29 protein-coding genes and 1 tRNA gene are annotated in these 24,901 nt (G+C 46.1%); 10 read left to right on the top strand and 20 right to left on the bottom strand.

The features are described from left to right. Positions 1–26 precede the first annotated feature (26 nt). The 9 genes from OO774_RS04835 to OO774_RS04795 all read right to left on the bottom strand — a co-directional run bounded on the left by OO774_RS04835 (position 27) and on the right by OO774_RS04795 (position 5,606). The gene (locus OO774_RS04835; protein ID WP_264905171.1) at positions 27–221 is read right to left on the bottom strand and encodes a hypothetical protein; all 195 of its coding nucleotides are present in this window, start codon (positions 219–221) and stop codon (positions 27–29) included. Next, positions 218–418 carry an ANR family transcriptional regulator gene (locus OO774_RS04830; RefSeq protein WP_264905169.1) on the bottom strand — a complete coding sequence of 67 codons (201 nt, stop codon included), beginning with the start codon at positions 416–418 and terminating at the stop codon, positions 218–220. Before OO774_RS04830 ends, OO774_RS04835 begins: the two co-directional genes overlap by 4 nt. Positions 419–429: 11 nt before the next feature. After that, positions 430–1,044, bottom strand: a complete 615-nt coding sequence (locus OO774_RS04825; RefSeq protein WP_264905167.1) for a DUF3164 family protein — start codon at positions 1,042–1,044, stop codon at positions 430–432. Next, positions 1,032–1,229, bottom strand: a complete 198-nt coding sequence (locus tag OO774_RS04820) for a hypothetical protein (protein WP_140249200.1) — start codon at positions 1,227–1,229, stop codon at positions 1,032–1,034. Before OO774_RS04820 ends, OO774_RS04825 begins: the two co-directional genes overlap by 13 nt. Further along, entirely contained in the window at positions 1,214–1,486 is a 273-nt protein-coding gene (locus tag OO774_RS04815) for a hypothetical protein (protein WP_264905164.1), read from the bottom strand. Before OO774_RS04815 ends, OO774_RS04820 begins: the two co-directional genes overlap by 16 nt. 74 nt (positions 1,487–1,560) lie before the next feature. Then, on the bottom strand, positions 1,561–2,079 hold the full coding sequence (locus tag OO774_RS04810; protein ID WP_025636972.1) for a helix-turn-helix transcriptional regulator: 519 nt from the start codon (positions 2,077–2,079) through the stop codon (positions 1,561–1,563). Further along, positions 2,079–2,591, bottom strand: a complete 513-nt coding sequence (locus OO774_RS04805; protein WP_264905161.1) for a hypothetical protein — start codon at positions 2,589–2,591, stop codon at positions 2,079–2,081. Before OO774_RS04805 ends, OO774_RS04810 begins: the two co-directional genes overlap by 1 nt. A 10-nt stretch (positions 2,592–2,601) precedes the next feature. Continuing rightward, positions 2,602–3,309: an ATP-binding protein gene (locus OO774_RS04800; RefSeq protein ID WP_153645786.1), complete on the bottom strand. Its 708-nt coding sequence runs from the start codon at positions 3,307–3,309 to the stop codon at positions 2,602–2,604. Between the two features lie 62 nt (positions 3,310–3,371). After that, complete coding sequence (locus OO774_RS04795; protein ID WP_264905159.1) at positions 3,372–5,606, bottom strand: DNA-binding protein; 2,235 nt, start codon at positions 5,604–5,606, stop codon at positions 3,372–3,374. A gap of 432 nt (positions 5,607–6,038) precedes the next feature. Here OO774_RS04795 and OO774_RS04790 point away from each other — a divergent pair, with 432 nt between their 5' ends. Together OO774_RS04790 and OO774_RS04785 are read left to right on the top strand one after the other, a co-directional pair. Next, a complete protein-coding gene (locus OO774_RS04790) occupies positions 6,039–6,761 on the top strand; it encodes a helix-turn-helix transcriptional regulator (protein WP_140249196.1) in 723 nt (240 codons plus the stop codon). 277 nt (positions 6,762–7,038) lie between these two features. Continuing rightward, a tRNA-Asn gene (locus tag OO774_RS04785) sits at positions 7,039–7,114 on the top strand. Positions 7,115–7,224: 110 nt separating this feature from the next. Here the strand turns inward: OO774_RS04785 and OO774_RS04780 are convergent. From OO774_RS04780 to OO774_RS04740, 9 genes are all read right to left on the bottom strand, one after another. After that, positions 7,225–7,482: a hypothetical protein gene (locus OO774_RS04780; RefSeq protein ID WP_264905157.1), complete on the bottom strand. Its 258-nt coding sequence runs from the start codon at positions 7,480–7,482 to the stop codon at positions 7,225–7,227. A 146-nt stretch (positions 7,483–7,628) separates the two neighbouring features. Further along, a complete protein-coding gene (locus OO774_RS04775; protein ID WP_264905156.1) occupies positions 7,629–8,642 on the bottom strand; it encodes a GTP-binding protein in 1,014 nt (337 codons plus the stop codon). Next, positions 8,632–8,856, bottom strand: coding sequence for a hypothetical protein (locus OO774_RS04770; RefSeq protein ID WP_264905155.1), 225 nt, complete (start codon positions 8,854–8,856; stop codon positions 8,632–8,634). The genes OO774_RS04775 and OO774_RS04770 overlap by 11 nt, the downstream gene beginning before the upstream one ends. Before the next feature lie 44 nt (positions 8,857–8,900). Beyond that, positions 8,901–10,235 (bottom strand): dihydroorotase, encoded by a 1,335-nt coding sequence (locus OO774_RS04765; RefSeq protein ID WP_264905154.1) that lies wholly within the window; start codon positions 10,233–10,235, stop codon positions 8,901–8,903. Between the two features lie 88 nt (positions 10,236–10,323). Next, positions 10,324–10,788: a transcriptional repressor gene (locus OO774_RS04760; RefSeq protein WP_264905152.1), complete on the bottom strand. Its 465-nt coding sequence runs from the start codon at positions 10,786–10,788 to the stop codon at positions 10,324–10,326. Between the two features lie 4 nt (positions 10,789–10,792). Further along, the gene (locus OO774_RS04755) at positions 10,793–11,461 is read right to left on the bottom strand and encodes a DUF1826 domain-containing protein (RefSeq protein ID WP_264905150.1); all 669 of its coding nucleotides are present in this window, start codon (positions 11,459–11,461) and stop codon (positions 10,793–10,795) included. Further along, positions 11,461–12,663 carry a zinc metallochaperone GTPase ZigA gene (zigA, locus tag OO774_RS04750; protein WP_264905148.1) on the bottom strand — a complete coding sequence of 401 codons (1,203 nt, stop codon included), beginning with the start codon at positions 12,661–12,663 and terminating at the stop codon, positions 11,461–11,463. Before zigA ends, OO774_RS04755 begins: the two co-directional genes overlap by 1 nt. A 30-nt stretch (positions 12,664–12,693) precedes the next feature. Further along, positions 12,694–13,518, bottom strand: coding sequence for a metal ABC transporter permease (locus tag OO774_RS04745; protein WP_264905147.1), 825 nt, complete (start codon positions 13,516–13,518; stop codon positions 12,694–12,696). Next, positions 13,508–14,239: a metal ABC transporter ATP-binding protein gene (locus OO774_RS04740; RefSeq protein WP_264905145.1), complete on the bottom strand. Its 732-nt coding sequence runs from the start codon at positions 14,237–14,239 to the stop codon at positions 13,508–13,510. Before OO774_RS04740 ends, OO774_RS04745 begins: the two co-directional genes overlap by 11 nt. Before the next feature lie 150 nt (positions 14,240–14,389). On the opposite strand from OO774_RS04740, the gene OO774_RS04735 reads away from it, so the two are divergent. The 8 genes from OO774_RS04735 to nth all read left to right on the top strand — a co-directional run bounded on the left by OO774_RS04735 (position 14,390) and on the right by nth (position 22,748). Continuing rightward, positions 14,390–15,376 carry a zinc ABC transporter substrate-binding protein gene (locus OO774_RS04735; RefSeq protein WP_264905144.1) on the top strand — a complete coding sequence of 329 codons (987 nt, stop codon included), beginning with the start codon at positions 14,390–14,392 and terminating at the stop codon, positions 15,374–15,376. Between the two features lie 437 nt (positions 15,377–15,813). Next, complete coding sequence (rsxA, locus tag OO774_RS04730) at positions 15,814–16,392, top strand: electron transport complex subunit RsxA (protein ID WP_264905142.1); 579 nt, start codon at positions 15,814–15,816, stop codon at positions 16,390–16,392. Positions 16,393–16,396: 4 nt separating this feature from the next. Next, entirely contained in the window at positions 16,397–16,993 is a 597-nt protein-coding gene (rsxB, locus tag OO774_RS04725; RefSeq protein ID WP_264905140.1) for an electron transport complex subunit RsxB, read from the top strand. Positions 16,994–17,001: 8 nt separating this feature from the next. Further along, a complete protein-coding gene (gene rsxC / locus OO774_RS04720; RefSeq protein WP_264905138.1) occupies positions 17,002–19,494 on the top strand; it encodes an electron transport complex subunit RsxC in 2,493 nt (830 codons plus the stop codon). Beyond that, a complete protein-coding gene (rsxD, locus tag OO774_RS04715; protein ID WP_264905136.1) occupies positions 19,494–20,540 on the top strand; it encodes an electron transport complex subunit RsxD in 1,047 nt (348 codons plus the stop codon). The genes rsxC and rsxD overlap by 1 nt, the downstream gene beginning before the upstream one ends. A 7-nt stretch (positions 20,541–20,547) precedes the next feature. Beyond that, positions 20,548–21,183, top strand: a complete 636-nt coding sequence (gene rsxG / locus OO774_RS04710; RefSeq protein WP_264905134.1) for an electron transport complex subunit RsxG — start codon at positions 20,548–20,550, stop codon at positions 21,181–21,183. Then, positions 21,180–21,872: an electron transport complex subunit E gene (locus OO774_RS04705; RefSeq protein ID WP_264905133.1), complete on the top strand. Its 693-nt coding sequence runs from the start codon at positions 21,180–21,182 to the stop codon at positions 21,870–21,872. The genes rsxG and OO774_RS04705 overlap by 4 nt, the downstream gene beginning before the upstream one ends. Positions 21,873–22,112: 240 nt before the next feature. After that, the gene (nth, locus tag OO774_RS04700) at positions 22,113–22,748 is read left to right on the top strand and encodes an endonuclease III (protein WP_264905132.1); all 636 of its coding nucleotides are present in this window, start codon (positions 22,113–22,115) and stop codon (positions 22,746–22,748) included. An 87-nt stretch (positions 22,749–22,835) separates the two neighbouring features. Here nth and OO774_RS04695 read toward each other — a convergent pair whose 3' ends face one another. After that, positions 22,836–24,044, bottom strand: a complete 1,209-nt coding sequence (locus tag OO774_RS04695; RefSeq protein WP_264905130.1) for a hypothetical protein — start codon at positions 24,042–24,044, stop codon at positions 22,836–22,838. Between the two features lie 14 nt (positions 24,045–24,058). After that, on the bottom strand, positions 24,059–24,880 hold the full coding sequence (locus tag OO774_RS04690) for an outer membrane lipoprotein-sorting protein (RefSeq protein ID WP_264905128.1): 822 nt from the start codon (positions 24,878–24,880) through the stop codon (positions 24,059–24,061). Positions 24,881–24,901 lie beyond the last annotated feature (21 nt).

The raw sequence follows: 24,901 nt of genomic DNA, 5'->3' as shown, positions 1-24,901 counted from the left end.
CGATAGCGGGGATATACATCTGTTGGCTACCGTTCTAAGTGCTCTAAGGCATCACTGGTTGGGGCGGACCATCGCCCTTGCACCCATCGAAGGGCGGCTATCACACCGTCTTCGTTGGTATCATCGGGGTATCCCGTTCCTTCGATTTCAATCAGCGTCTGCGCTAGATCGATTTCTTTCTCGACGGCCTCTTGGTCATAAGGGCTGGTAAACTGTGTCATGCTGCCTCCTGTTCGTAACGCCACGCCCACTTCTGACAAAACTGAGAGCGGCTCTCTGCCCAGTGACGGTTCTCTGGCTTAACTGCGTAGTTTGCTGCTACCTGCCAGGCAAATGCGGCGTCTTTGAGGTAACCTACTTTTTCTAAACTGGCTGCATGCTCGGCATAGTCTGGATAACTACTTTTTTCCTTTATCATCGAGTCCTTCCTTAGAGCTTTGAGATATCGAGAGGGAACTGCTTGTACTGGCCGTTTTCCTGACGCTCATAAATACGCAGGTAAGTACTGGTTCCCGTGACTTGCACTGAATCAGCAATCGCTTCCATGGCTTCCATCCAGTCAGGCTCATCGATATTGAGTGAGCGCAAAGAAAGCACAGAATTCAAATCAATGTGGCCTTGCTTGTTAACTCGAAACGCATGTTCCACCAGCGCTTTAATGTGGTCATTCGCACCTTCTGACCAACGGCTGATACAGCTATCAATCTTGCTCTTCGCCACTTGAATACGTTCATCGAATACGCGGTGCTCACCCACAGCACGCATCAGCTTGTACTTGCCATCAAACGACAGCAATGAAACGTTGCCTTTGGTGCCGCCGTACTTCACGTCGTATTCCTCTGCCGAAAGGTCAACAAAATCACGAATCTGGCTCATTGCCATGGCTTTGAATTCAGCTAAAGCTTGTTGAGCGGCCTTGGCTTTCTCCACGATTTCCGTGACCAAATCATCACGTAACTTATCGATATCTTTAACCTGAGACTCAGGCACTAAGGTTCCATTGGCTTTTAGGCGATAGCCTTCTGGTACTGCTACTTCTGACATTTGGTAATTCCTTGTGGTTTCGCGCATTCAGGAAGCGCAAGTAAGACTCTTTTGGTGAGCTTTTCAGCCAGTTGGTTAATGCCGCTGCAATCACCTTCGTTGGTGAGAACCGCGTAACGTACCTTGTTGTTTTCTGTATCCAGCGATACATCGATAACCACTTGGGCACTTAATGCAGTCGACATGGCAGGTCTCCTTGCTTCCAGTTCACGGTACAACCGTCAACCTGCAGTGTGTAAACCGTGGAATAAACGCCCATTAAAAACTGTTTAATCTCTACGGCTTTAGCTTTCATTTCAGGCGTTGGCTGTTCGATATTAATAATCACGCCGCGTGGTGTTTTCATTGCTACTACTACTTTGCAACCGTAATGGCGGAGCTTCTTGATAACGTGGGAAGCCTGTCTTTCTTGGTTGCTGATTGTGTTCGTTGTAATGGTCATAAATCACCTTCCTTGTGAACCAGTTTCCTCCTTTATATAGGAGGAAGCTGATTCACTTCGGTTATTGTTTTTGGCTATTTTTTATACTTCGATGCCCAAAGTAACTGGTTGTATTTGGCTGCAAGTTTTATTAACTCCGCCTCCAGCAATTCGTTTAAGCGAAGCGAGTTGCCTTTTGCTTCTCTCTTCAAAAACGCCAATTGGTTATCTAGGTTGTAGATGTCGTTTTCTTCCGAAACTACGCTGATAGCTTTAGTGTTGGTGGTTTGCTCCAATTTCGAATGAGGACAACCTGAACGACAAGCCTTGTACAACCGTACTCGCTCCCTGTTGGACGAAGAAAACGGACGCTGCTGGTTATCCGCACACTCGTGTATTGGGATGTCACCTTTGACAGGACAAGTCACTGTCCGTGTCAGGTACATACCCTCAACTTTAATTCGGATATCCTCCACAGAACCTGGATAAACACCTCGAAGTGTTTGGCTGAGTTTAGATGTACTAATACCCAGCTCCTTAGCAACTTTGTTCTGAGAGTTACCAGGCTTTTCTATCTCTGCTTTTAACGCATCCAACCAAGTTTTTTCACTCATCAGGTTTCCTCCTGAAAAGGAAAGAAGCGCCCTTTAATCATCACTCCATCGGCCGTAATTTCTGGACATGCACTACTCAAGTTAGCGTTCAAGCGGTAAAGCTCTCCGTCTGGGCCATTAACCTTGCGGATGATCTTCGCTTTCATCAACGGACGTAAAAAATTGCGTCCTGTTGATAGAGCAGCTGAAGACGTCGCGCATAAGTCATGAAGAGAAAAGACTTTGAGCACTCGACATGAATTCCATAACCGTTGATTTACTTTGGGGCGATTCGGTCTTTTCTTTTTTAAGAACCGATTAGGAATTGGGCTAGGGTCGACAACGCGATATCGACTCTTTAAAAGGTTTGGCCCCTTATCCACTAACTCCACTCGCCCTAACTCAACTAGCATTGAAATAAGGCTCTTGGTTCTTGAATTGTTTAACTCTACTGCCTGCACTATCTGCATCCCGGTGAACTCCTTGCCACCGAACTGCTTGATATACGACCAAGCAAGCTGTCGCTCTGTCATAACACCCTCGCTAAGCTCTCATACCGTGGAAAGGCTGATCGCCCCACGCATCGAGCGTGACAAGATCGAGGTCATTGGCGATTGCTAAAGATTCAATTTTTTGCAGACCAATAGTGATTCGACGTAGCTCACCACCAGTTGCCATGCGGAGGTGCTCTAACAAGTCATCCTCAACTTGAATATCATGCTCAAGCAGAGATTCAGCCATGGTTCTGACGTCACTAATGTCGGCAGGTTTGAATTCGACCCATTCAGAAATACGGTTGTAAAACTGTTTATGGCTGCTAATACGACGTGCAATTTGGTCCATCCCGATGAGGATGATTGGTACCTCAGTACCATCATATAAATCACGAATGGTTTCGAGCAGACGCTTGTCATTCATCAAGTAATCCGCTTCATCAATGAACAAAGGGCGCTCGTGCATACTCATCTGCTCAATGATGAAATCCACATTTTTGCTGATGCGATGCATTGGCTGTGCGCCAAGTTCTTCAACAATTCGTTGCAGCAAGCTGCTTGTCGAATCATGCGCTCGGGTACTGACATAAATGCCATTGACCTGATTGTAGAGGTAGGTTGTTGTTGTGGTCTTTCCTAGCCCGCTGGGTCCATGCAGCAAACCGATACCAGGAACGCCATATGAGCGTTGTAACAACATCTCTAATGCGATCTGTGTAGCAAGAAGGTTTTTAACTGGTGCAACTACTGGTTTCATTGCTAAACTCCTTTATAGCACTTTTAAGTTTTAACTTTTACTGACGGTGTTTATATGGCGCATCATGCTTGGCGGCGGTGCGCCATAATATTTTCAATAGCCTTGCGGCTGAATTTGTTCTCTGGGTTCTTCAAATACTTCGTTAAGAATTCCTCCTCTTTTTCAGTTAACTCACGTTCAAGAGATTGACTGGCAATGTATTTCGCCTTCTCATGAATGTTCCTGATTGCCATGCCTTTCTGTTCTCGAACCTGTTCTTCTTGTTGAATTAGGTGCTGTCTTGCTATCTCTAAGCGCTCCAGCTCATCTTCACTTCGAGAGGTGTCTTTTTGCTTAGCTTTGTTGGCTTTTGATAGTGCGCCTAATACTTGGTTGTCTACCGTTTGAGCTGGTAGGTCCAAACCTGCCAGGTTGTTTTTGGCTTTATCAGCGGCCAGAGATTCAGCGTATTGAGTGTCAATGCCGAACTCACTCTGCAGGCGCTTAGCACTTTTTCGGAAGTTGCTAATTTCTTTGTTGAACTTCTTACGAGCGGCTCTGAACGCTTCAGGTGAAATGCTCTTACCGACCAACTCATCGTTAACCGCTTCAACGTAAGTACCGATGTCTTCCAACGAGTAAAGCGTTGCGGAACCAACATCAGATGGGTCCAAAAATACGCGTACTTTTTTGCGATCCCAGTCTGGATTCATTAGCTCTGGAGCTGTGTACCTAACTGATTGTGCTTTCACTCCACCGCGTACTACGGTTGCTTCACCAACAAAGTTGAGTAGAAGATCGATGCTGTGTGGATCTGAAAGTTTTCTTGGCTTGTAGCCACTAGATACATAACGGTTAAATGGCGTATCACCTTTAAGCCCTTCGTGCGCAGTGTGGTTGTATCGATGCTCTAGCCAATCGTTCATGACCTCTTCTAATTGAGCGGGTGTTAATGCCAACTCTAACGCTTCTTTTTGTAGCTTCTTCTTGCCTTCACCAATTCTCTGAGCAAAAGCTTTTGCTGCTTCAATCTGCTGTCTGTCAGAGACACTGTGACCGATGTAACCAGGCAGTAACTCAAATAGAGCTCGGCTTAGCGTTCCGAAAAATCGCTCGACATATGGCTTTTCCCAACCAGAGAACGGATTAGCCCTCGACTGATCCAAATCCAGCATCTGCATTACGGTACTAACTCGATTCGAGACGTAGTCAGAACCGTTATCGGTACGAGCTACACCACCAGGGTTAAGGATGCCCCAGTCGAGGATGCATTTACGCAGTAGCAAGCAAATGCCTTCTGACGATGAAGTAGGAGCAAGCAACAGTTTCACTCTGCGACTGTAGACATCGATCGCGGCAATAATGCTGTGCCTAACCAGCTTGCCATCCACGTTTAGTTGAACGTCTGTTGGCGTACTATCGAACTCCCAGCAATCGTTAGGAGCTGAGATCCATGGGTACATTTTCCCGTATAGAGGTCGATGCTTGTTGTTGTATGCGTCGGGGTTGGTCAAGTTGGTAAACTTCGCCCCATTACCCGCAAGCCACTTATCTCGCCAACGACAAACAGAGCTGGCCGAGGGAATATTCCAATGCGGGAACGCAGACGACTTTTCCTTTAGCATTCTGTGCATCACATTTGGTCGCTTCGCTAAGTGAGGCTTGTTAGTAATCAGCGCAATTAGGTAATTCTGAATTTCTGGTTGTTGCTCGATAAGCCCTGATTTTTTATTGGACTCATACTTACCAGCTAAACGTGCAATACCTTCCTGCTCTAACTGCTTTTTCCAACGGCGCAACGTACTGAAACTGACTTGGGATACCTCTCTTAGAATCCAGTTATCCAGCTCAAGCAGACCGCTGTTGTATGCATTAACGAACTCGTGCTCTCCAGCAACTAAGTTGTTGGCCAGTTTGAATGGTTCCAGAAACATAGCTCTCAACTCTACAATCCGTGCTCTGGCGTTAGCTCGGTTCTGCTGAGACTCAGGTAAGCTATTTAAGGCAATAGCTGACTTCATTCTCGCTTGACGAGTTGATGCAAAAGACTGCTTTTCACCACCTTCGAATAATGCAACGTCTTTTACGGCTTCTTGCGTGGCTTTATCTGACTTAGCCAACTTAGAAACCATCATTTTTTGCAGGTAAGATCTGGTTTCTAACGGTAGTGAAGATATGTGATATTCACTGCCCTTACCCTTGGTACGCTTCTGAGATTTCCATAGCTCCTTCTGTGCTTTTGTTCTTACATTCCTATCGGTACTAGGTAACCCTGGCAGCCCAGCTAGCTCAGTTGGAGTAAACCATTCCTTATTCATGTGGACCTCCAACCAAATCATGCCCAATCGTTTCAGACAGCTTTTTCATAATATCCATGTAAATTCTGCCCTTAATTTTCTTTTGGGATTCCGGTGCATGTATTTGAATACACTTCTGCACCGTCCTAGGCGAGTAACCCTGCTCGATAGCCCAACTGCGACAGCTATAACCTTTGCGGATTAAAGCTGCATGTATGTCTCTTGCAGTGACTATATCCATGCTTTCAGTTACACTCTTGTTCTCGTTCGCACTGCGAACTCTTAATTAAAACGAACTACAGTACGCACTGCGCACTGTGGTAATGATAATAGTGCGTACCATAGTTAATTTCAACACCAAAGTACGCATCCGTTTCAATTAATGCGATCTTTAGCTATTAAAGAAATATATCTCTTTGATTTGATTGGATATTTTTAAAAACGGATCTTCAGATGACAAAACGGATCGATGATCCGATTCAACCAGAGGGAATCGGATCGGTAGCTGTGCGCTTGGAACAATTGATTGGCGAAGAAAGCTTACGCCAGTTCGCAAAGCGTACTGAAGTAACAGAAGGAGCTTTAAGAAAGATACTTAAAGGCTCGATACCCAACCTAGAAACAGCATTTAAGATAGCCTCAGCCTGTGGTGTATCTATTGATTGGTTGGCAACAGGCAAAGAAAGCAGCCAAGATGGCAAAGCAGCTGACGCTACTCCAGCTAAGCCTTCTCCTATCAATCCAGTGGAAGTGTTTGAAGAGGAGTTTTGCTTAGTACCAGGCTTCCATATTCAGGTTTCAGCTGGTAATGGCTGTGATGCATTTGACCAAGAACCTAAGCGCTGGCTAGCTTTTAGAAAGAAATATCTTAAGTTCAAGAGATTAAACCCAGAGCGCTGTGCTGTTGTGTTCGTGAGAGGCGACTCTATGGCCGACACTATTACAGACAACGACTCATTGTTGGTTGATAGGGATTCAACAACTCCTATTGACGGTAAAATATACGTGGTTCGCTTAGGTGATGAGCTTTACGCCAAGAGAATCCAGAAGAGCTATGACGGCTCACTGACACTTATCAGTGACAACAAGGATTACGCTCCAATCGAAGTACCAAAAGACAAGCTAGATCAGTTGTGCATCGTAGGCCGTGTGGTTCAGAGAGCTACAGACATTTAAATGAGCTTTAAACGCCAAATCGGATGCTCTTTATCAATTTGAGCGTTTTCTCATTTTTTGCGCTAACTAGAAAAATTTCAGCAGATTTTTTTCATTTCTAGTGGATTTTGTTTTTTCGAGCTGATAGTATCCTCAGCCGTTGAAAGACGTGGCCTTCCGACTTATTTCGGCCAAATCCTATCTATTCCTTATGTTTTTCATATTAGATGGTAGGTTACAACTGTTGACAGTAGATTTGGGGGTCGGTAAGATTTGCCCCGCTTTCAAGCAAAGCAATTCCCCCTTAGTTCAGTTGGTAGAACGGCGGACTGTTAATCCGTATGTCGCAGGTTCGAGTCCCGCAGGGGGAGCCAAATTCGAGAAGAAAGACGTCCCAGGACGTCTTTTTTTGTATCTAAATCTTGCCATTTCAAGGAATTGCATTCTCTTAACGCCTTTTCCGAACTCGTACTAGCTTAGAAGTTTAGATACCCAATTGAGCGAACATACCACTGAGCAAGTCTCCCACTTTGACCATGTAGTGTATCCGTTTAGGTAACGGTATCGAACTGATATCAGAGGGAGTCATCACCTCTGATGATGGAGGTTGTGACGTATCAACGCTTTGATTGAGTTGAGCGCTGTGACTCTCTTGATTTGGCTTATCCGCGGTTGGTAGAAGCAAAGCGACCGAAAAACAAAGCACAGCAACGATTAAAGCAATAAATCTAAACTGACCCATGAGGAACCGTACAGGCAAAAAAATACGGTTACTCACCCTAACCCGATAAGGCGACATAAGTGCCGTAAGCGCACCTCTAAAAGAATCCCATTATCATAATTAGGAGGCTAGGCATTGAGGGTAGAAGGAAAATTTTTTCTTCTCGATCATGATGTCTTCTCCAAACATTGAAGTAATCTACCTTCAAATTGGTCATCTAGAGCAGAAGAAATCAGTTCAAGGCGGCTTTCTGAACACTCGTCTAACTCAAACTCTGCGAGTCCATCTGCTGTTAGGTTGTAACCAAAAATACCGCTTCCGGTGATAAATACCGCTTTCATTCGATCAACCTTGAGGTCGAGCAGCAACAATCTCAGTTTTTGATGATCGAACACTTTCTCGGCAGAGATACGCCAACCGATACTGTAGAAGCCTTCCCCCTGATTAGTTGCTTTTAGAATACCACTCTCGGGCATAGGCAACTCAGGAACAAGCGACTTTTTCTCGCGCTCACGATGAAGAATAGAGGGCATTTTTTGCTCATTCATACGAGTCTCTCCCTCAAATTCTGCAAAAGGGATAGCGCCATGTTCAGAAAAAATCACTGTTGTATTCGATAACCCCAATGTTGCCACATAATCGATAAGCTTTTGCTCGTCTCCTTCTCGATAAAGATCGCGTTTGTTTCCCACCACCGTGTCGGCAATAGCAATTTGTTGGTTAAAAGTTTCATGGTCAGTGTAGTTAGAATCCGACAACTTACGCGCATCGACCAGAGTAATGTTCTTTTGCAAAGCAAGGATTTGGCGATAATACTCGGTTGATAATACCTGCAACACTTCTTTAGGATGACCAAGTCCAGTAGGTTCAATCAACAAGCGATCTGGTCTTGCTTCAGACAGCAATTGATTAAGGGCGATCTGCATCGGTAAGCCTGCTGCGCAGCACATACATCCGCCAGGAACTTCACGAATAAAGACTTGATCCTGGTCTGTTTTCTGACCTTGTAACAAGCTGCCATCAATGCCTACCTCTCCAAACTCATTGACCAGAACTGCCCAACGTTCGTTGCTCGGTTTATTCGCCATCAAGTGCATAATCGCGGATGTTTTTCCTACACCGAGAAAACCAGTAATGATATTGGTCGGTACACGCGAGAGCAGAGGGCGATTAAAGTTCATTGACTATTCTCCGATAGCCTTGCACTAACTCGTGATTGGCAGAGACCACCGATTCGGAAAAAGCTGAATATTCTGGTGGTACCTTTGAGATACTATCCAAATCAAAATCAACACCAATATTGGTCATGGGTGGTACATGGAAATGCGCGGTTGGATCAATAAAGGCTGTTGAGGACACCTGTGGCATATGGCCCGTTGGGTTTCTTCTTAACATAATGCTTCCAGTTTGTTCATGGTTCTTTCTGTGCGGTAAGCCACTTAACGATTGAAGGATAAACGCATCGCTGCGGCTGGTTTATCGATGACTTTGTTATTGGCATAAACTAGCGCGCCATTGACCCAAGTCTTTTGAATTTGAGCTGAAAATTCATGTCCAGCAAAAGGCGACCAGCCACAGTGATATAAACTGTTTTCGTGGCTAACTCGTGTTGGGGTATGAGCATCAACTAACACCAAATCAGCGTAGTAACCTTCGCGAATAAAGCCTCTGCCTTGAATGCCATAGCGAATGGCCGGGTTGTGCGCGGTTTTTTCGACTACTTGAGTCAAGCTCATATGGCCCAAACGGACATGATCGAAGAGTGTAAGTAACGCATGCTGAACTAACGGCAACCCCGCTGGCGCCTGCTCGTAAGGCACTTGTTTTTCTTGCCAGGTATGAGGAGCGTGATCTGTTGCAATGATATCTATTTGACCAGTATTTAACGCTGCCACTAGCGCGTCGCGGTCATTAGGGGATTTGATTGAAGGGTTGCATTTGATCAGGTTACCGAGTTCTGCATAATCTTTGCTACTGAACCATAGGTGATGGACACAAGCCTCCGCGGTGATTGATTTATCTCGAATATCACCCGCGTCAAACAGTGTTAACTCCTTCGCCGTTGTGATGTGCAGCACATGCAGTTGGCTGTGATACTTTTTGGCAAGTCCTACCGCATAAGAAGATGAAGCGTAACACGCCTCTTCGTCACGTAAAATGGGGTGGTCTTCGATGGTGAACTCAGATTTCTTAAGTCGTTGCTTTTGATGATTTTGTTTAATGACAGCGCTACTTTCACAGTGAGTCACAATCAGTACAGGAGAGTCACGAAAAATTGACTCTAAGGCTTGCGGATCTTCGACCAGCAAATTTCCCGTTGATGCCCCCATAAACACTTTCACACCACAATGTTGTCTGGGGTTAAGTTGTTTAATTTGTTCTAGATTGTCTTCTGTTGCACCAAGATAGAAAGAATAATTCGCAAACGAGCTGTCTTTAGCGAGAGCAAACTTGCGTTCTAACGCTTCAATAGTCGTCGTGGCAGGACTAACATTGGGCATTTCCATATAGCTTGTGATACCACCTGCTACAGCTGCGCGAGATTCGCTTGTAATCGAGCCTTTATGCGTTAATCCCGGCTCTCGGAAATGCACCTGATCGTCAATCATTCCTGGCAGTAAATACCCACTTTGAGCATCAATGATTATGTCTCCTGACTGTGCGGTGATTTCGCGGGCAATGCGTTCGATACGCTCATCGACAATACGTAAGTCGGCTTCAATGATGACACCTTCGTTTACCACGCGGGCATTTTTAATCAAGGTTGTTGGCATAAGGCCTCAAGTTCTCCTTAATGAATTGGAAAAAGAAAAGTACACCGACGGTAACCATCAAGGTGACATTTATGATCGGTCGTGGGCGTTATTTTTTGGCGCAATCATCACAGATACAGGAGATCTCAAATTGAGGGCTGAGAACAGTGAAGCCTTCCTTCCTGGCATTCGCACATACACTGGAGATAACCTTTGGTTCAACGGTTACTTCACTGACCTTTCCGCATTGAGAACAAATCAAAAATTGAGGAATACCGTGCTCATGATTGCACTTGATATGAGAACAGGCGATGTACTTATTAAATATATTGAGCTTATGAGCGAAATGTTCAGCCTCAAGGAAATCCAAAATACGATAAACCGACATCGCTTGCATATTTTGAGCAAAATGATAATTGCAGTAATCGGCCAGTTCGTAAGCGGAAAGGGGCTTGTTCGAATGCAACAGCGCACCCAGAACCAATTTCCGTTTAGTAGTGAGTTGTTTGCCTCGAGCTAGGCAGATCTTTTCTGCCTGCTCCATAATCCCGTCAACGCTGTTGATATTTCGCATTTGTCTAGATGAAATCCAATGTAAGCAGTAATCGTCGCTCTCCTGGCTCAACATTAGGAGAACGATGTACCAGCCCATCATTTTCGTTGCCTTCCCAACCGCTGCCTTTGAGTAAGGCGACATCACCGGGCTGCATTTTTCGTATTGAGCTTTCAGAGTCGTACAGCCCTGACAGATGGTCGGGTTGACCAAGGCTACCTGCACCGAGCTTAGTGCGGTCAATGACTTCGTTAGTCAGCCATTCCGTCGCTCGACCGGTATAAGTGGTGACAAGTCGGCAAGGCACGCGATCAAAATGAAATTTCGGGCACATCGGGCTATCTAAGCGAGTGAGCCTCAAACCTGCTTCTTTTACATCAAACAAACAGCAGAACATATCGACGATTAAGGCGATATCTTCACTCAACGCCTTCGCACATGAATAACCGTCTAATTTGCTTTGCACCCATTGTGCGGCGTCACCTGGAGTGACACTTTGGACCAATGCTAATGGTTTCTCGTCTGAAAGCATCTGCTCAATATTGGTCGTCATTACCTTTACGAGCGTCCGCTGCCAGATAGCAATATTGTGTTCTGGCTTATAAATGTCAGTCAGAATGCTCGGAACTTGTGCAATAGAAGACGTCTGTTTTGAACAGATAGGTGGTGCACTTTCAATGATATCGATACTCATCACTCTACCTCCCAAGACGAAAAGGGATCCGGCAACGCTTTCCAAAAGGCTTCACCCGCCTGGACTTCCTCCTCAGTGAGCAAACAATCATCGAGCGCCTTTATCATTGCGGCTTTATCTAACCCTTGACCAATAAACACCAGCTCTTGGCGCATATCACCAAATGGTTCAATCCAGTTATCCTCTATGGCCTTGAGATATTCAGGGTCACTCGGCCATTGTGTTTTTGGGATCGCCTTCCAAAACATTCCTGCAAAACCATAGTCCGCGACCCCGCCAGCTTGATTCCACTGTCCTGCGAATTCTGGGCGGGTAGCGAGCCAAAAATAGCCTTTTGAACGGATTAAGTTGCCAAAATGAGATAGGTTATGTAGCAAGTCATAGAACAGGTCGGGATGAAATGGGCGTCGCGCCTGATAGCTAAAACTGCTGATGCCATACTCTTCGGTCTCCGGAATGTGTTCACCTCGCAGTTCTTTTAGCCAACCCGGTGCTTGCTGTGCGCGTTCGAAATTAAATAAGCCCGTATCCAACACATCAGAGATATCCACCTGCCCATTTTGTATGGCAATAATTCGAGCATGTGTGTTTAGAGTTCTCAGAATCGCTTTCAAACGCTCGACCTCTTCGGTACGAGCGAGATCGGTTTTACTGATCAGAATGACATCCGCAAACTCAACTTGATCTATCAATAAGTCAGAAACACTGCGATGGTCTTCTTCACCTAAATGCTCGCCAGTCTCTCGAAGAGATTGCGCGGCTTCGTAGTCACGCAAAAAGTTCACTGCGTCTACTACTGTCACCATGTTATCTAATATCGCGACATCAGACAGCGATACACCATTTTCGTCAGCAAAGGTAAATGTTTCAGCCACGGGGAGTGGCTCAGAAATACCTGTAGATTCGATCACGAGATTATCGAAACGGCCTTCCTTGGCCAGTTTGGTCACTTCTATCAGCAGATCTTCTCGAAGCGTGCAGCAAATACAGCCATTGCTCATTTCCACCAATTTTTCTTCTTTGTGATTGAGCGACACTTCGTTTTTCACCGTCGCGGAATCAATATTAATTTCACTCATGTCGTTAACAATCACCGCGACTCGCTTGCCTTCGCGATTATTGAGAATATGACTCAGCACGGTCGTTTTTCCTGCCCCAAGAAAGCCGGAAAGTACAGTCACAGTAATCTTTTTCTGACTCATTTTACTCACTCCAAAGTTGATATTATTATTTTATGTTTCTTGTCGATGCTCTGTGGTTACTCGCAACTTATGCCGGACGACCCAAATAATGCTCGATAAAATAAATAATCCAGTGGCGATACAAACCATTGTTGGCCCAGTTGGGGTATCCAGAAGATAAGAGGCACGTAGACCAATCACACTGGCACTACTGCCAATCAGCGCAGCAAGTATCACCATCATTTCAGGCGTTTGACTAAATGGTCGAGCGGTCGCTGCTGGAATAATAAGCATGGCGACAATCAGCAATACGCCCACCACTTTAATGGCCACGGCGACTACAACGGCGAGTGCGATGGTTAGAATCAGTTGTTCTCGTTTTGGTGAAAAACCACTAGCCAGTGCCAGATCTTTATTTAGCGTCGATAGAAGAAGCCCAGACCAACGCAATCGAATCAGGCCAATCACTAATACCGTACCTGTCCAGATAATCAGTAAATCCGTTTTACTCACAGCCAAAATGTCGCCAAACAAGTAAGCCATCAGATCCATTCGAATGCCGGAGAGAAAAGAGACAGCCACCAGGCCAAACGCCAGTGCCGAATGCGCCATTACCCCTAACAGCGTATCCATCGCGAAGCCTCGACCAGTGAATGAAGAAACAGTGATGGCCATGAGTAGCGCAATAAACAATACGCCAGGGAAAATCGGTAGTGAAAAAGAGAGCGACAATGCGACACCCAGCATCGAAGCATGAGCCGTTGCATCGCCGAAATAAGCCATGCGGCGCCAAACAATAAAGCATCCTAAAGGCGCCGCAGCCAACGTTACACCAACGCCAGCTAAAGCTGCGCGCCAAAGAAAATCATCCAACATGTAATGAGCCTCCACTAATGTTGTGTACGGAGCTCTGATGTCGGTAGACTCCAAGGACATCATCATCGTCTAGGCCAAAAAGTGCTTTGTATTCTGGAGATTGACTAACCGTTTCCGGAACACCTTCACAACATACACGACCGTTTAAACAGATAACGCGGTCGGTTCGTTTCATCACCACATGCAGATCATGGCTGACCATAATGACAGCACAACCGCTTTCCTGACGAATGGCATCGATTTGTTGATAAAAACCCACAGTTCCACGTTGATCGAGCCCTTGAGTAGCTTCATCAAGCAGCAATAGCGTTGGTTCTTCTAACAATGCACGGGCTAGTAAAACTCGTTGCAATTGTCCTCCTGATAAGGACACCAGTTGCTGTTTCTCCAAGCTTTCGACACCTGCCCGCCCTAACACTTCCTTAATAGCCTCTTTTGAACGACGCAATGGCAGTGTTAAAAATCGATTCACCGTCATAGGCAAAGCTTCATCAATGTGAAGTCGTTGCGGTACGTAGCCTATCTTCAAGTTGTCAGCACGAAGCACTTGACCACTCGTCGGAAGCACCGACCCAATTAAGGTTTTTAATAACGTTGATTTTCCAGAACCATTAGGCCCAACAATCGTTACGATTTCGCCCTGATTCACCGACATATTGACACGGTCCAAAATCAGGTGTTGCCCAAACCTGACAGACAACGCTTGTGAAGAAATCAACATCTACTTTCTCTCAATAGGATTACTACTAGCTGCGCGATAAATTTTTAAACAGCAAAGTATAGGTTTCTCAAACCAACAGATATGTTATAACATAACATTTAGATTTTTCAATGTGTACCATGTTTGATTAAAAATAACCAGGAGAACATCATGCTCAAACAAGCCTTATCTGGCATTGTCATCGCTTTAGCAACCGCCTCTCAGGCTTATGCTCAAGTCCCGAAAGTGGCCGTAGACATCGCACCGTTACATTCTTTAGTTACACAAGTAATGGATGGTGTTGGTGAACCCGACTTGCTCATTCGCCCCGAAGCATCACCTCATGACTATCATCTACGCCCATCAGAAGCTAAAGCGCTTTCACAGGCAGACATCGTGTTTTGGATTGGTGAAGGATTAACACCTTGGTTAGAAAAACCACTTTCAAGCTTAGCTAACTCCTCTACTAAGATTGAAATGATGGAAGTCGAAGGAACCACACTCTATGGCTTCCGAGAAGGTGCAACATTCGAAGCACACGTACATAGTGAAGAGGGACACGACGAACACCATGAACATGAAGAACATAAAGAACATGAAGAACATGATCATGACGCACATCATGATCACCATCATCATGGTGACCATGACCCGCATGTATGGTTAGACCCTAAAAATGCTGAAGTTTGGGTAGAAGCTATAGCGAGTGCATTGTCGAACGTTGATACTGAACATGCGCATATTTATGAAGACAATGCAAAAGCAACCATCATTCGTTTACACCAATTGAGTGGTGCTATAAATGAACAGGCTCAGTCACTCAACGGTATTAAGTTCATTGTATTTCACGATGCTTACCAATATTTTGAGCAGCGATTCCAACTGCTAGCATCTGGTGCGATTTCTATTTCTGATGCATCAAAACCGAGTCCGGCACGAATCTCAAAAATTCGCCAAACGGTGAAAGATTTGGGTGTTACATGCGTGTTTACCGAGCCACAATTTAATCCTGAGCTGGTCAACACAGTATTTGAAAATTCAACAGTGAAAACGATAGGCACAATGGATCCTATTGGTGCGAACATAGCTCCAGGAAAAGATCAATACCACTCTTTACTGATGGCGATGATAAATAGCCTTAAGCAATGTCATCATTGATATTCATGTAACCTATTAGCCCCCAGCTATACTCTGTCTTTCACTGTATCTAAACTCAGATACATGTTATCTACAAAAATGTAAATAACGGGTAGTGGCGGCTTGTAGGCACAATCCTACAAGCCGCATTGCTACATCAATCGATGTCGCTGAAACACCAATGACCGTGAAATGTCTCAGACCTAAATGCCGGTGCACCTAGCCGACAGCATCGAGTCCCGGAGCGATGAGTTAAAGTTTCCCAATCAATAAAGATCTAGTCCTAATTTGGCTCACAAATCATTCACCAAACCTCTCATTAAGATAAAAACTCATCTATCTGAATCACATAGACGGCTATTTTTCCGCCGTGTATATAAAACCACATCGTTCACTGGTTGTTATTGGTGTCACAAAACACGATAATATTGGGATCGGATTTTAAGAACGTAAAAACTATGACCGAATATGTTTTGTTGTTAGTCGGCACTGTGCTGGTAAACAACTTTGTACTGGTAAAATTTTTGGGCCTCTGTCCGTTTATGGGCGTGTCCAAAAAACTGGAAACAGCAATTGGTATGGGCTTAGCAACCACTTTCGTGCTAACCCTCGCGTCGGTGTGTTCGTATTTAGTAGAAAGCTACATCCTAAGCCCATTAGGTATCGAATATCTAAGAACCATGAGTTTTATCTTGGTTATTGCTGTTGTGGTTCAGTTCACAGAGATGGTTGTGCACAAAACCAGCCCGACGCTGTATCGCCTGCTGGGTATCTTCTTACCGCTCATTACCACCAACTGTGCGGTACTGGGTGTTGCGCTACTTAATATTAATGAAAACCATAATTTCATCGAGTCAATCATTTATGGATTTGGTGCAGCAGTTGGCTTTTCACTGGTATTGATTCTATTTGCCTCTATGCGTGAGCGAATTGCTGCTGCAGACGTCCCGCTTCCTTTTAAAGGCGCGTCCATTGCGATGATCACCGCTGGCTTAATGTCGCTTGCCTTTATGGGCTTTACAGGTTTGGTGAAGTAAAACGATGAGTACAATTCTAATTGCGATCATCGCACTCGCTGTGCTTGCTGCGATTTTCGGAGCCATCCTCGGATTTGCATCTATTCGTTTCAAAGTTGAGGCGGACCCTATCGTTGATCAAATCGATGCTATTTTGCCTCAAACTCAGTGTGGCCAATGTGGCTATCCAGGCTGTCGCCCTTATGCAGAAGCGATTGCGAATGGTGACCATATCAATAAATGTCCTCCGGGTGGTCAGGCAACAATAGAGAAGTTAGCCGATCTAATGGGTGTAGAACCTGAAGAGTCGGCACACGATCTTGAAAACAAAGTTCCTACGGTCGCGTTTATTCACGAAGACATGTGCATTGGCTGTACCAAATGCATTCAGGCTTGTCCTGTCGATGCCATCGTTGGCGGAACTAAGGCACTTCACACCGTTATCAAAGAAGAATGTACTGGTTGTGACTTGTGTGTTGCTCCTTGTCCAACTGACTGTATTGAAATGATTCCTGTGGCAACCACCACAGACAGCTGGAAGTGGCAACTTAATACCATTCCAGTCGTGGATATTACGGATGCTGCCCAAGATGCAGCGAACGTGAAAGATTCAATTAATTAAGGTTTCGTATGTTGTCTTTGATTGAACAAATTCGTACTGGGTCGCTTTGGGATTTCCCAGGCGGTGTGCATCCGGCAGAAAACAAAAAACAATCTAATAAAACAGAATTACTCCACGCAGCGATTCCGGCTGAGATCGTACTGCCATTAAAACAGCATATTGGTAAAGCAGGTAATCTCCTCGTTGCCGTTGGTGACACGGTATTGAAAGGTCAGGCTTTAACACAATCCGAATCCGGTTTTACCGTTCCTGTGCACGCGCCGACATCCGGAACAATCTCTGCGATAGAAGCCAGAACGGTTGCTCACCCATCAGGGCTAAGTGAACTGTGTGCTGTTATCACGACCGACGGCAAAGATACCTGGTGTGAAAAAACGCCCGTCGCTGATTACACTCAAGAATCCGCTGATGCGTTAATCGACGTTATCCGCCTTGCGGGTATTTCGGGTATGGGTGGAGCGGGTTTCCCAACCGCGAAGAAGCTCCAATCCGGTGTTGCTCGAACAGAAATTCTGATTGTGAACGCCGCGGAGTGTGAGCCATATATTACCGCCGACGACAAACTCATGCAGGAACATGCCGATGAACTGATTCAGGGCATTGAAATTGTCGAGCATATGCTCAAGCCAAAACTGACCATCATTGGTATTGAAGATAACAAACCCGCAGCCATTAAAGCACTGGAGACTGCCGCTTTAAACAAAGATATTGTTATCCGCGTAATCCCGACCAAATACCCGTCAGGCGGTGAAAAGCAGCTGATCAAAATTCTGACCAATAAAGAAGTGCCTAGTGGCGCGATCCCGGCAGATATTGGCATTCTGGTGCAAAACGTGGGTTCTTTGTACTCAATCAAACGTGCCGTCATTAATGGCGAGCCAATGATCGAGCGAATTGTCACTCTGACAGGTAAAACCTTCAAGAAGCCGCGCAACGTCTGGGCGCTTCTGGGCACACCAGTACAAGATCTGTTGGATGAATTTGGCTACAAAGCCGACAAAAAGCTCCAGCGTTTGATCATGGGCGGCCCAATGATGGGCTTTACTCTGCCCCACTCTCACGTGCCCATTACCAAAACGGCGAACTGTATTCTTGCGCCAACTCGCTTTGAGATCTCTGCCAGTCAGTATGAGATGGAATGTATTCGCTGTGGCCAATGTGCTGAAGCCTGCCCTGCGTCACTGCTTCCTCAACAGCTGTTATGGCACTCCAAAGCGGAAGAGTATGACAAGCTTGAAGAGCTAAACCTGAAAGACTGTATTGAGTGTGGCGCTTGTGCTTTTGTATGCCCAAGCGAAATTCCACTGGTTCAATATTATCGCCAGGCAAAAGCAGAAATTCGCACCCGAGCACAAGAGTCCGAAGCGGCTGAACGTGCAAAACTGCGCTTTGAAGAGAAAAAAGCGCGTATGGAGCGCGAAAAAGCAGAACGTGAGAATCGCTTCAAGAAAGCGGCTGATGAACGCCGCAAAGATATGAAGTCTCAAGGTGGCGACGATGCGATAGCCGCTGCGATTGCGCGTGTGAAAGCTCAAAAAGCTAATGCAGAAGAGAAAGCAGAGCCTGCTGTGAAACCAGCGGTGGCTGCTGCGATAGCAAAAGCGAAAGCCAAACAAGCTGCCGCTGCAGAAGCGGGTGCTGCTGAGCCAGACAATACCGAGATGGCAAAACTGCGTGAAGAACGCAAGCGCTTGGCTCGTGAACGTAAAGCAGAGAAAGAGCAGAGCGACGATTCAAGCGATAAGGCTGATGACAAGAAATCAGCGGTTGCCGCCGCGATAGCTCGCGCCAAAGCGAAAAAAGCACAGCAAGAGGAAAGCACACCTTCAGCTGAGCCAGAAGACAAAAAAGCGGCGGTGGCGGCAGCGATTGCTCGTGCAAAAGCGCGCAAGGCCGGGCAAGAGGCAGAAGCAAAACCTGCTGAAGATGAAGCCCCAGCTGAGCAAGCAGACGACCCGAAAAAAGCTGCTGTCGCTGCTGCGATTGCTCGTGCAAAAGCGCGCAAGGCAGGACAAGAAGCAGAAACAAAACCTGCTGAAGATGAAGCCCCAACTGAGCAAGCAGAAGATCCGAAGAAAGCCGCTGTCGCTGCAGCCATTGCCCGTGCGAAAGCACGCAAAGCTCAGCAAGAAGCAGAACCTACTGAAGATGAAACACCAGCTGAGCAAGCAGAAGATCCAAAGAAAGCCGCTGTCGCTGCTGCGATTGCTCGTGCGAAAGCGCGTAAAGCTCAGCAAGAAGCAGAAGCAAAACCTGCTGAAGATGAAGCGCCGGCTGAGCAAGCAGAAGATCCGAAAAAAGCCGCTGTCGCAGCTGCGATTGCTCGTGCGAAAGCACGCAAAGCTCAGCAAGAAGCAGAGTCGAAACCGACTGAAGATGAAGCGCCGGCTGAGCAAGCAGAAGATCCGAAGAAAGCCGCTGTGGCTGCTGCCATTGCTCGTGCGAAAGCGCGCAAAGCTCAGCAAGAAGCAAATAAAAATAATACCGAGGAGAACGAGTAATGTCGTTTTTTATAGCCAGCTCACCGCATACCCACAGCCGTCGTAGCACGCCTGATTTGATGAAATGGGTGGCACTGTGTGCGATCCCTGGTTTAGCGGCTCAAACTTACTTCTTTGGCTGGGGAACATTGATCCAGCTTATTTTTGCTATTGTTGTCGCGATGGCTCTGGAAGCACTGGTGATGGTCGTCCGCAAGCGTCCGCCAATTCGAGCACTGCGTGATAACAGTGCCATCGTTACAGCTTGGCTGCTGGCGGTTGCCATTCCACCTTGGTCTCCTTGGTGGCTTAGCGTGATTGGCTTAGTCTTCGCGATTGTAATTGCCAAGCATCTCTATGGCGGTCTTGGTCAAAACCTGTTTAACCCAGCGATGGTAGCTTATGTTGTGCTGCTTATTTCGTTCCCGGTTCAAATGACAAGCTGGAGCGTACCAACATCACTTATTCCCGATTACGTCAATTTCGCCGATGTGTTATCACTTATTTTTACTGGATTTGATAATGACGGTCTATCGCTGCAGCAAGTACGAGCAGGTGTCGACGGCGTGACAATGGCAACACCACTCGACGCTTTTAAAACGGGTCTACATACTGGTGCAACCCCAAGTGAAATTCTTTCACAGCCTATTTTTTCAGGTTTGGCGGGGATGGGTTGGCAATGGGTCAATGTCGCTTACTTTATTGGTGGCCTGGTGATGATCAAAAAGCGCATTATTCAGTGGTACATCCCTGCAGGGTTCTTGGCGAGCCTGACCGTGTTTAGCCTGGTGTTCATGCTGCTCACTCCGGGAGAAACGGCGTCACCAGTCTTCCACTTACTATCAGGAGCGACCATGCTGGGTGCCTTCTTTATCGCGACGGATCCAGTATCAGCTTCAACTACGGTAAAAGGTCGCCTGATTTTTGGTGCTCTTATCGGCGCACTCGTCTTTGTTATTCGTAGTTGGGGCGGTTTCCCCGATGGTGTTGCATTCGCTGTTCTGCTGGCCAACATGTGCGTGCCACTGATTGACTACTACACCAAACCTAGAACTTACGGTCACTGAGGTAAACATGTTAACCGCAATTAGAAAAAATGGTCTGACACTCGCTATCTTTGCTTGTGCCACAACAGGTCTGGTAGCATTGACTCAGTACTTAACCGAAGATCAAATCAAACTGCAAGAACGAAAACAGTTGTTGTCGGTGCTGAATCAGGTCATTCCTGAGGCCATGCATGACAACGCGTTAACCCAAGCATGTACTATGGTTAGCTCCCCAGAGCTTGGAACACTACACGCAATGCCCGCTTATATTGCAACGAAAAATGGTGAACCAACCGCGATCGCGATTGAGTCTATCGCCCCAGACGGTTACAACGGTGCGATCAAAGTCATCACAGGTATTGATAACCAAGGCAAGATTCTGGGGACTCGTGTTCTTAATCATCAAGAAACACCGGGGTTAGGTGATAAAGTCGACCTACGAGTGACGGATTGGATCCTGAGCTTTAGCGGAAAACAAGTCACGGAAGAAAACTGGAATTCCTGGCGCGTTCGTAAAGACGGTGGTGATTTTGATCAGTTTACTGGCGCAACGATTACACCTAGAGCGGTAGTCAAAGTAGTAAGAAACACCGTAAACTACGTCAATAACACCCGGAATGAGATTCTCAGTCAGCCCCTCGACTGCACAGGAGGCAACCAATGAGTGAAAACAAACTGCTGATGAAAAACGGCATGTGGAACAACAACCCAGCATTAGTTCAGCTGCTTGGTCTTTGTCCCCTTTTAGCCGTCTCATCAACGATCACAAACGCACTTGGCCTTGGCATTGCTACGCTATTGGTGCTGGTCGGTTCAAACGTGACGGTGTCTCTTATCCGTAACTACGTGCCAAAAGAGGTCCGTATTCCGGTCTTCGTTATGATCATTGCTTCACTGGTTACCTGTGTACAGCTGTTAATGAATGCTTACGCGTACGGTTTGTATCTTTCACTCGGTATCTTTATCCCGCTGATCGTAACCAACTGTATTATTATTGGCCGGGCAGAAGCCTATGCATCGAAAAACGATGTGCTCCCTTCGGCTTTAGACGGCTTATGGATGGGCTTAGGCATGACCAGCGTATTGGTCGTGTTAGGCGCAATGCGTGAGCTTATTGGTAACGGTACGTTATTTGACGGCGCAGATTTACTATTAGGCGACTGGGCAGCTTCGCTTCGAATTGAAATATTTCACTTCGATAGCAGCTTCCTTCTGGCTCTACTGCCGCCAGGCGCTTTCATTGGTGTTGGCTTGCTGATCGCCTTAAAAAATATTATCGATAACTCGATTCAGGCACGACAACCAAAAGAAGAAAAACCAACCATTGAGCGTGCCCGCGTCACTAACGCATAGTACGCAGAATAAAAAATAAGGCTCTACCGTTTGTAGGGCCTTTTTGTACCAATCACAGTAGATAAGTGAGCAGAAATAGCGTAGGAAAAATGCTTGAGAACAAGGCGGAGATTTTCGATAAGTAGTTAATCTACAATCAAAATTGACAACGCAGTTATCGAGTATTTTAACCAGCTAGAATGACCAGTTATCTACTACGATTGGTATTAATAACCGCCAAGACGGTATTGGAAGTCAGCAATGAACAAAGTCAAAAGAATTGAAATTTTACAACGATTAAGGGAAAACAATCCAAACCCTCAGACCGAGCTAAACTGGAGCTCTCCCTTTGAACTGCTTATCGCTGTATTACTCTCAGCACAGGCGACAGATGTGAGCGTAAACAAAGCCACTGACAAACTGTTCCCGGTTGCCAACACGCCACAGAGCATGTTTGATTTGGGCGTCGATGGACTAAAAAAGTACATCAAGACCATTGGCCTGTTTAATTCGAAAGCAGAAAACACCATCAAAACCTGTAAGATCTTACTAGAAAAGCACAACGGTGAAGTTCCGGAAGATCGTGCAGCGCTTGAGGCTCTACCAGGCGTGGGAAGAAAGACGGCAAACGTTGTTCTCAACACCGCTTTCGGCTGGCCCACCATTGCCGTCGATACTCATATTTATCGTGTGTCTAATCGTACCAAATTTGCGATGGGTAAAACGGTCGACGATGTAGAGCAAAAACTATTAAAAGTGGTGCCTAAAGAGTTTAAATTAGACGTACACCACTGGCTTATCTTACATGGCAGATACACTTGTATTGCCCGTAAGCCCCGCTGTGGTAGCTGCATAATTGAAGACCTGTGTGAATTCAAAGAAAAGACCAGTGATTAGGTCAACCTCTTTTAGGGCGGGAATCCGCCCATCCCCCTAACTCCTTTTTCTTCAAAGCTCAATCTAGCTTTTAGACAAATTAGATAATCAGAAATAGTATTCCAATGCAAACTCAACAAAGTCATCTTTTCTGGCAGAGTAAAATAAATCATCCGGTGTATCGTTCTCAAATAACCAGGCTTCAAATCTGCCGGTAAAGTGATTACTTAGCCGGGTAGACGCCTCAAGTTTCACTACATACACATCACTGTTATCCAAGTCCTGAGTGATGCCAGTAAGAACTTCCGTACTGTCCTCATCATTAAGTGCCAGACGTACCCCGGCAAAAAGGTCATTTTGCCCCAGAGCCGATGTCTCATCGCGTGAATCAAAAAGATACTCAGAGATCAATCCTACATCCCAGATACTGCCCAGGGCCCCCACCCAGGTATACTCAAACCCGGTCACTACCGCAGTATGGTTTTCCTGACTGTCCCGATACACAGCCTCCAGCTTCCACAGCCAGTCTCCGACAATCCCCTGAAGATCCAACCCGGTATGTTTCATCTGGGCATAGTATGGGCGTAATTCACCGGCTTGATATTTTAAGTACGGATCGCGGTTTGTGCCCTGAAGATAACTGAGTCCAATATCCCAGTCCCCTAACATGCGCGAATAACGGGCTGCAAAATCAACATGCTTTTCTTCCCTGGATGACTCGTATAGCGGATCATCCGCATCTACTGTCAATGACGCTCTCAGTCTGCCATCATATCCGGCAAAAGTTCGTTCGCGAAAATACGGTAACAACATCAGATCCGCGGTTCCCCAATCTTTTACTGTTGTAAAGTGAAGCATCGGTTGCCCCAATTTTTCTTCACCGTCCACGGCTTCAATAGCATCCGTCTGATTCACCACATCCACCAAATGGGCCGATTCTGTTACACCCCAGAACACCTTACTGATCCCGACTCTAAGCTCATAATCCCCCCACACACTGAGGTACAGCATTTCTCGGATGTCGGCATGACTGCGTTCGTCATCCATCGCGTCATAGCGGTAGAATGGCGAAAAGGTAAAGCTCGCATCTCCATCATTCAGTTCCCAGTACCATTCCGGGCGCATCACCAGTGATGACTGTACATTATCCTGCCCCGACAAACCGTCTGAGAAAAACTGCCTGTGTTCCAGATTTAGCTGCCCGCTTAATTCACCATCCGTCAGTGATGTTGCGTTAGCGGAAAAAGTAAACACCGTCAGAGCCACGGCTGAGATGCAGGCCATAAGCCGACCTGCAATATTTATCTGTTTTCTCATAGGCACCCCTTCCGTTACCTCACGCGTTTAAGAATATTCTTACGGAAGTCTTTCTCTTGTAATCCAGTATCGAAAGCCAGTTTCACTGTACTGAGAATGGTACTCTTCCCTGTCTGGTGGTTAACCATCTCCATGGTATGAGCCCGCCAGTGCTTATTCAGATACTGTTTGTAGTCTGAGAAAGTCAGGGTTTTCAGCAGCGCCCCCTTACGGTCATAGAACTCTACCTTTAATGGCCGGTATTCCGTCTTATCCAGCCATACTAACTGTTTGGTATATCCGGAGTTTTTATCTTCTGGTATCTGTTGAAGCACATAGGTCGGTACATCGTTAACATATTCATCTTTCAGATAATCAAACTGGTACTTTTCAATCTCAAACGAGCTCAGGTCCTCGTACGCAAATTCACTGCCCATAAACGGGCCGGATTTATTTCTGGAAGAAATACGTTTCACCCGTTTCAGAGCGGGAAGATAAAGCCACTGGTCATCCGCCCCAACCACATGGGAATGGTTAAGAAATGCTGTGCCTTTTACATCCCTTGGCTCATCGAAAATAGTCAGTCCTTTATCCCCATCATCTTCAACCTCTAGAGATTTCATGCGCATCAGGCGGGTACTGGTTTGGCCTTGCGCATTTTTCAGCAACATTTCTACCGTCGCGGTTGAATCCTGCCAGCCCAAATCTTTTGCTTTACGCTGCTTGGCTATCTCTAGCCCTTTAGCCGGATCAGCGTACACGGGGGCAGTTAATGTTGAGCATAAAACTATCAGGGAGCTAACTATCACTCCTTTTATCAGCTTATGGTTTGAGCTTTCAGAAAATAGATTTTGCATATCAATACTCCTTGCCAGCAG

The sequence above is a fragment of the Vibrio sp. STUT-A11 genome (assembly GCF_026000435.1).
GTDB lineage: Bacteria > Pseudomonadota > Gammaproteobacteria > Enterobacterales > Vibrionaceae > Vibrio.
The sequence above is the reverse complement of the archived record's forward strand: the minus strand, read 5'-3'. Positions and strand labels throughout refer to the sequence as shown.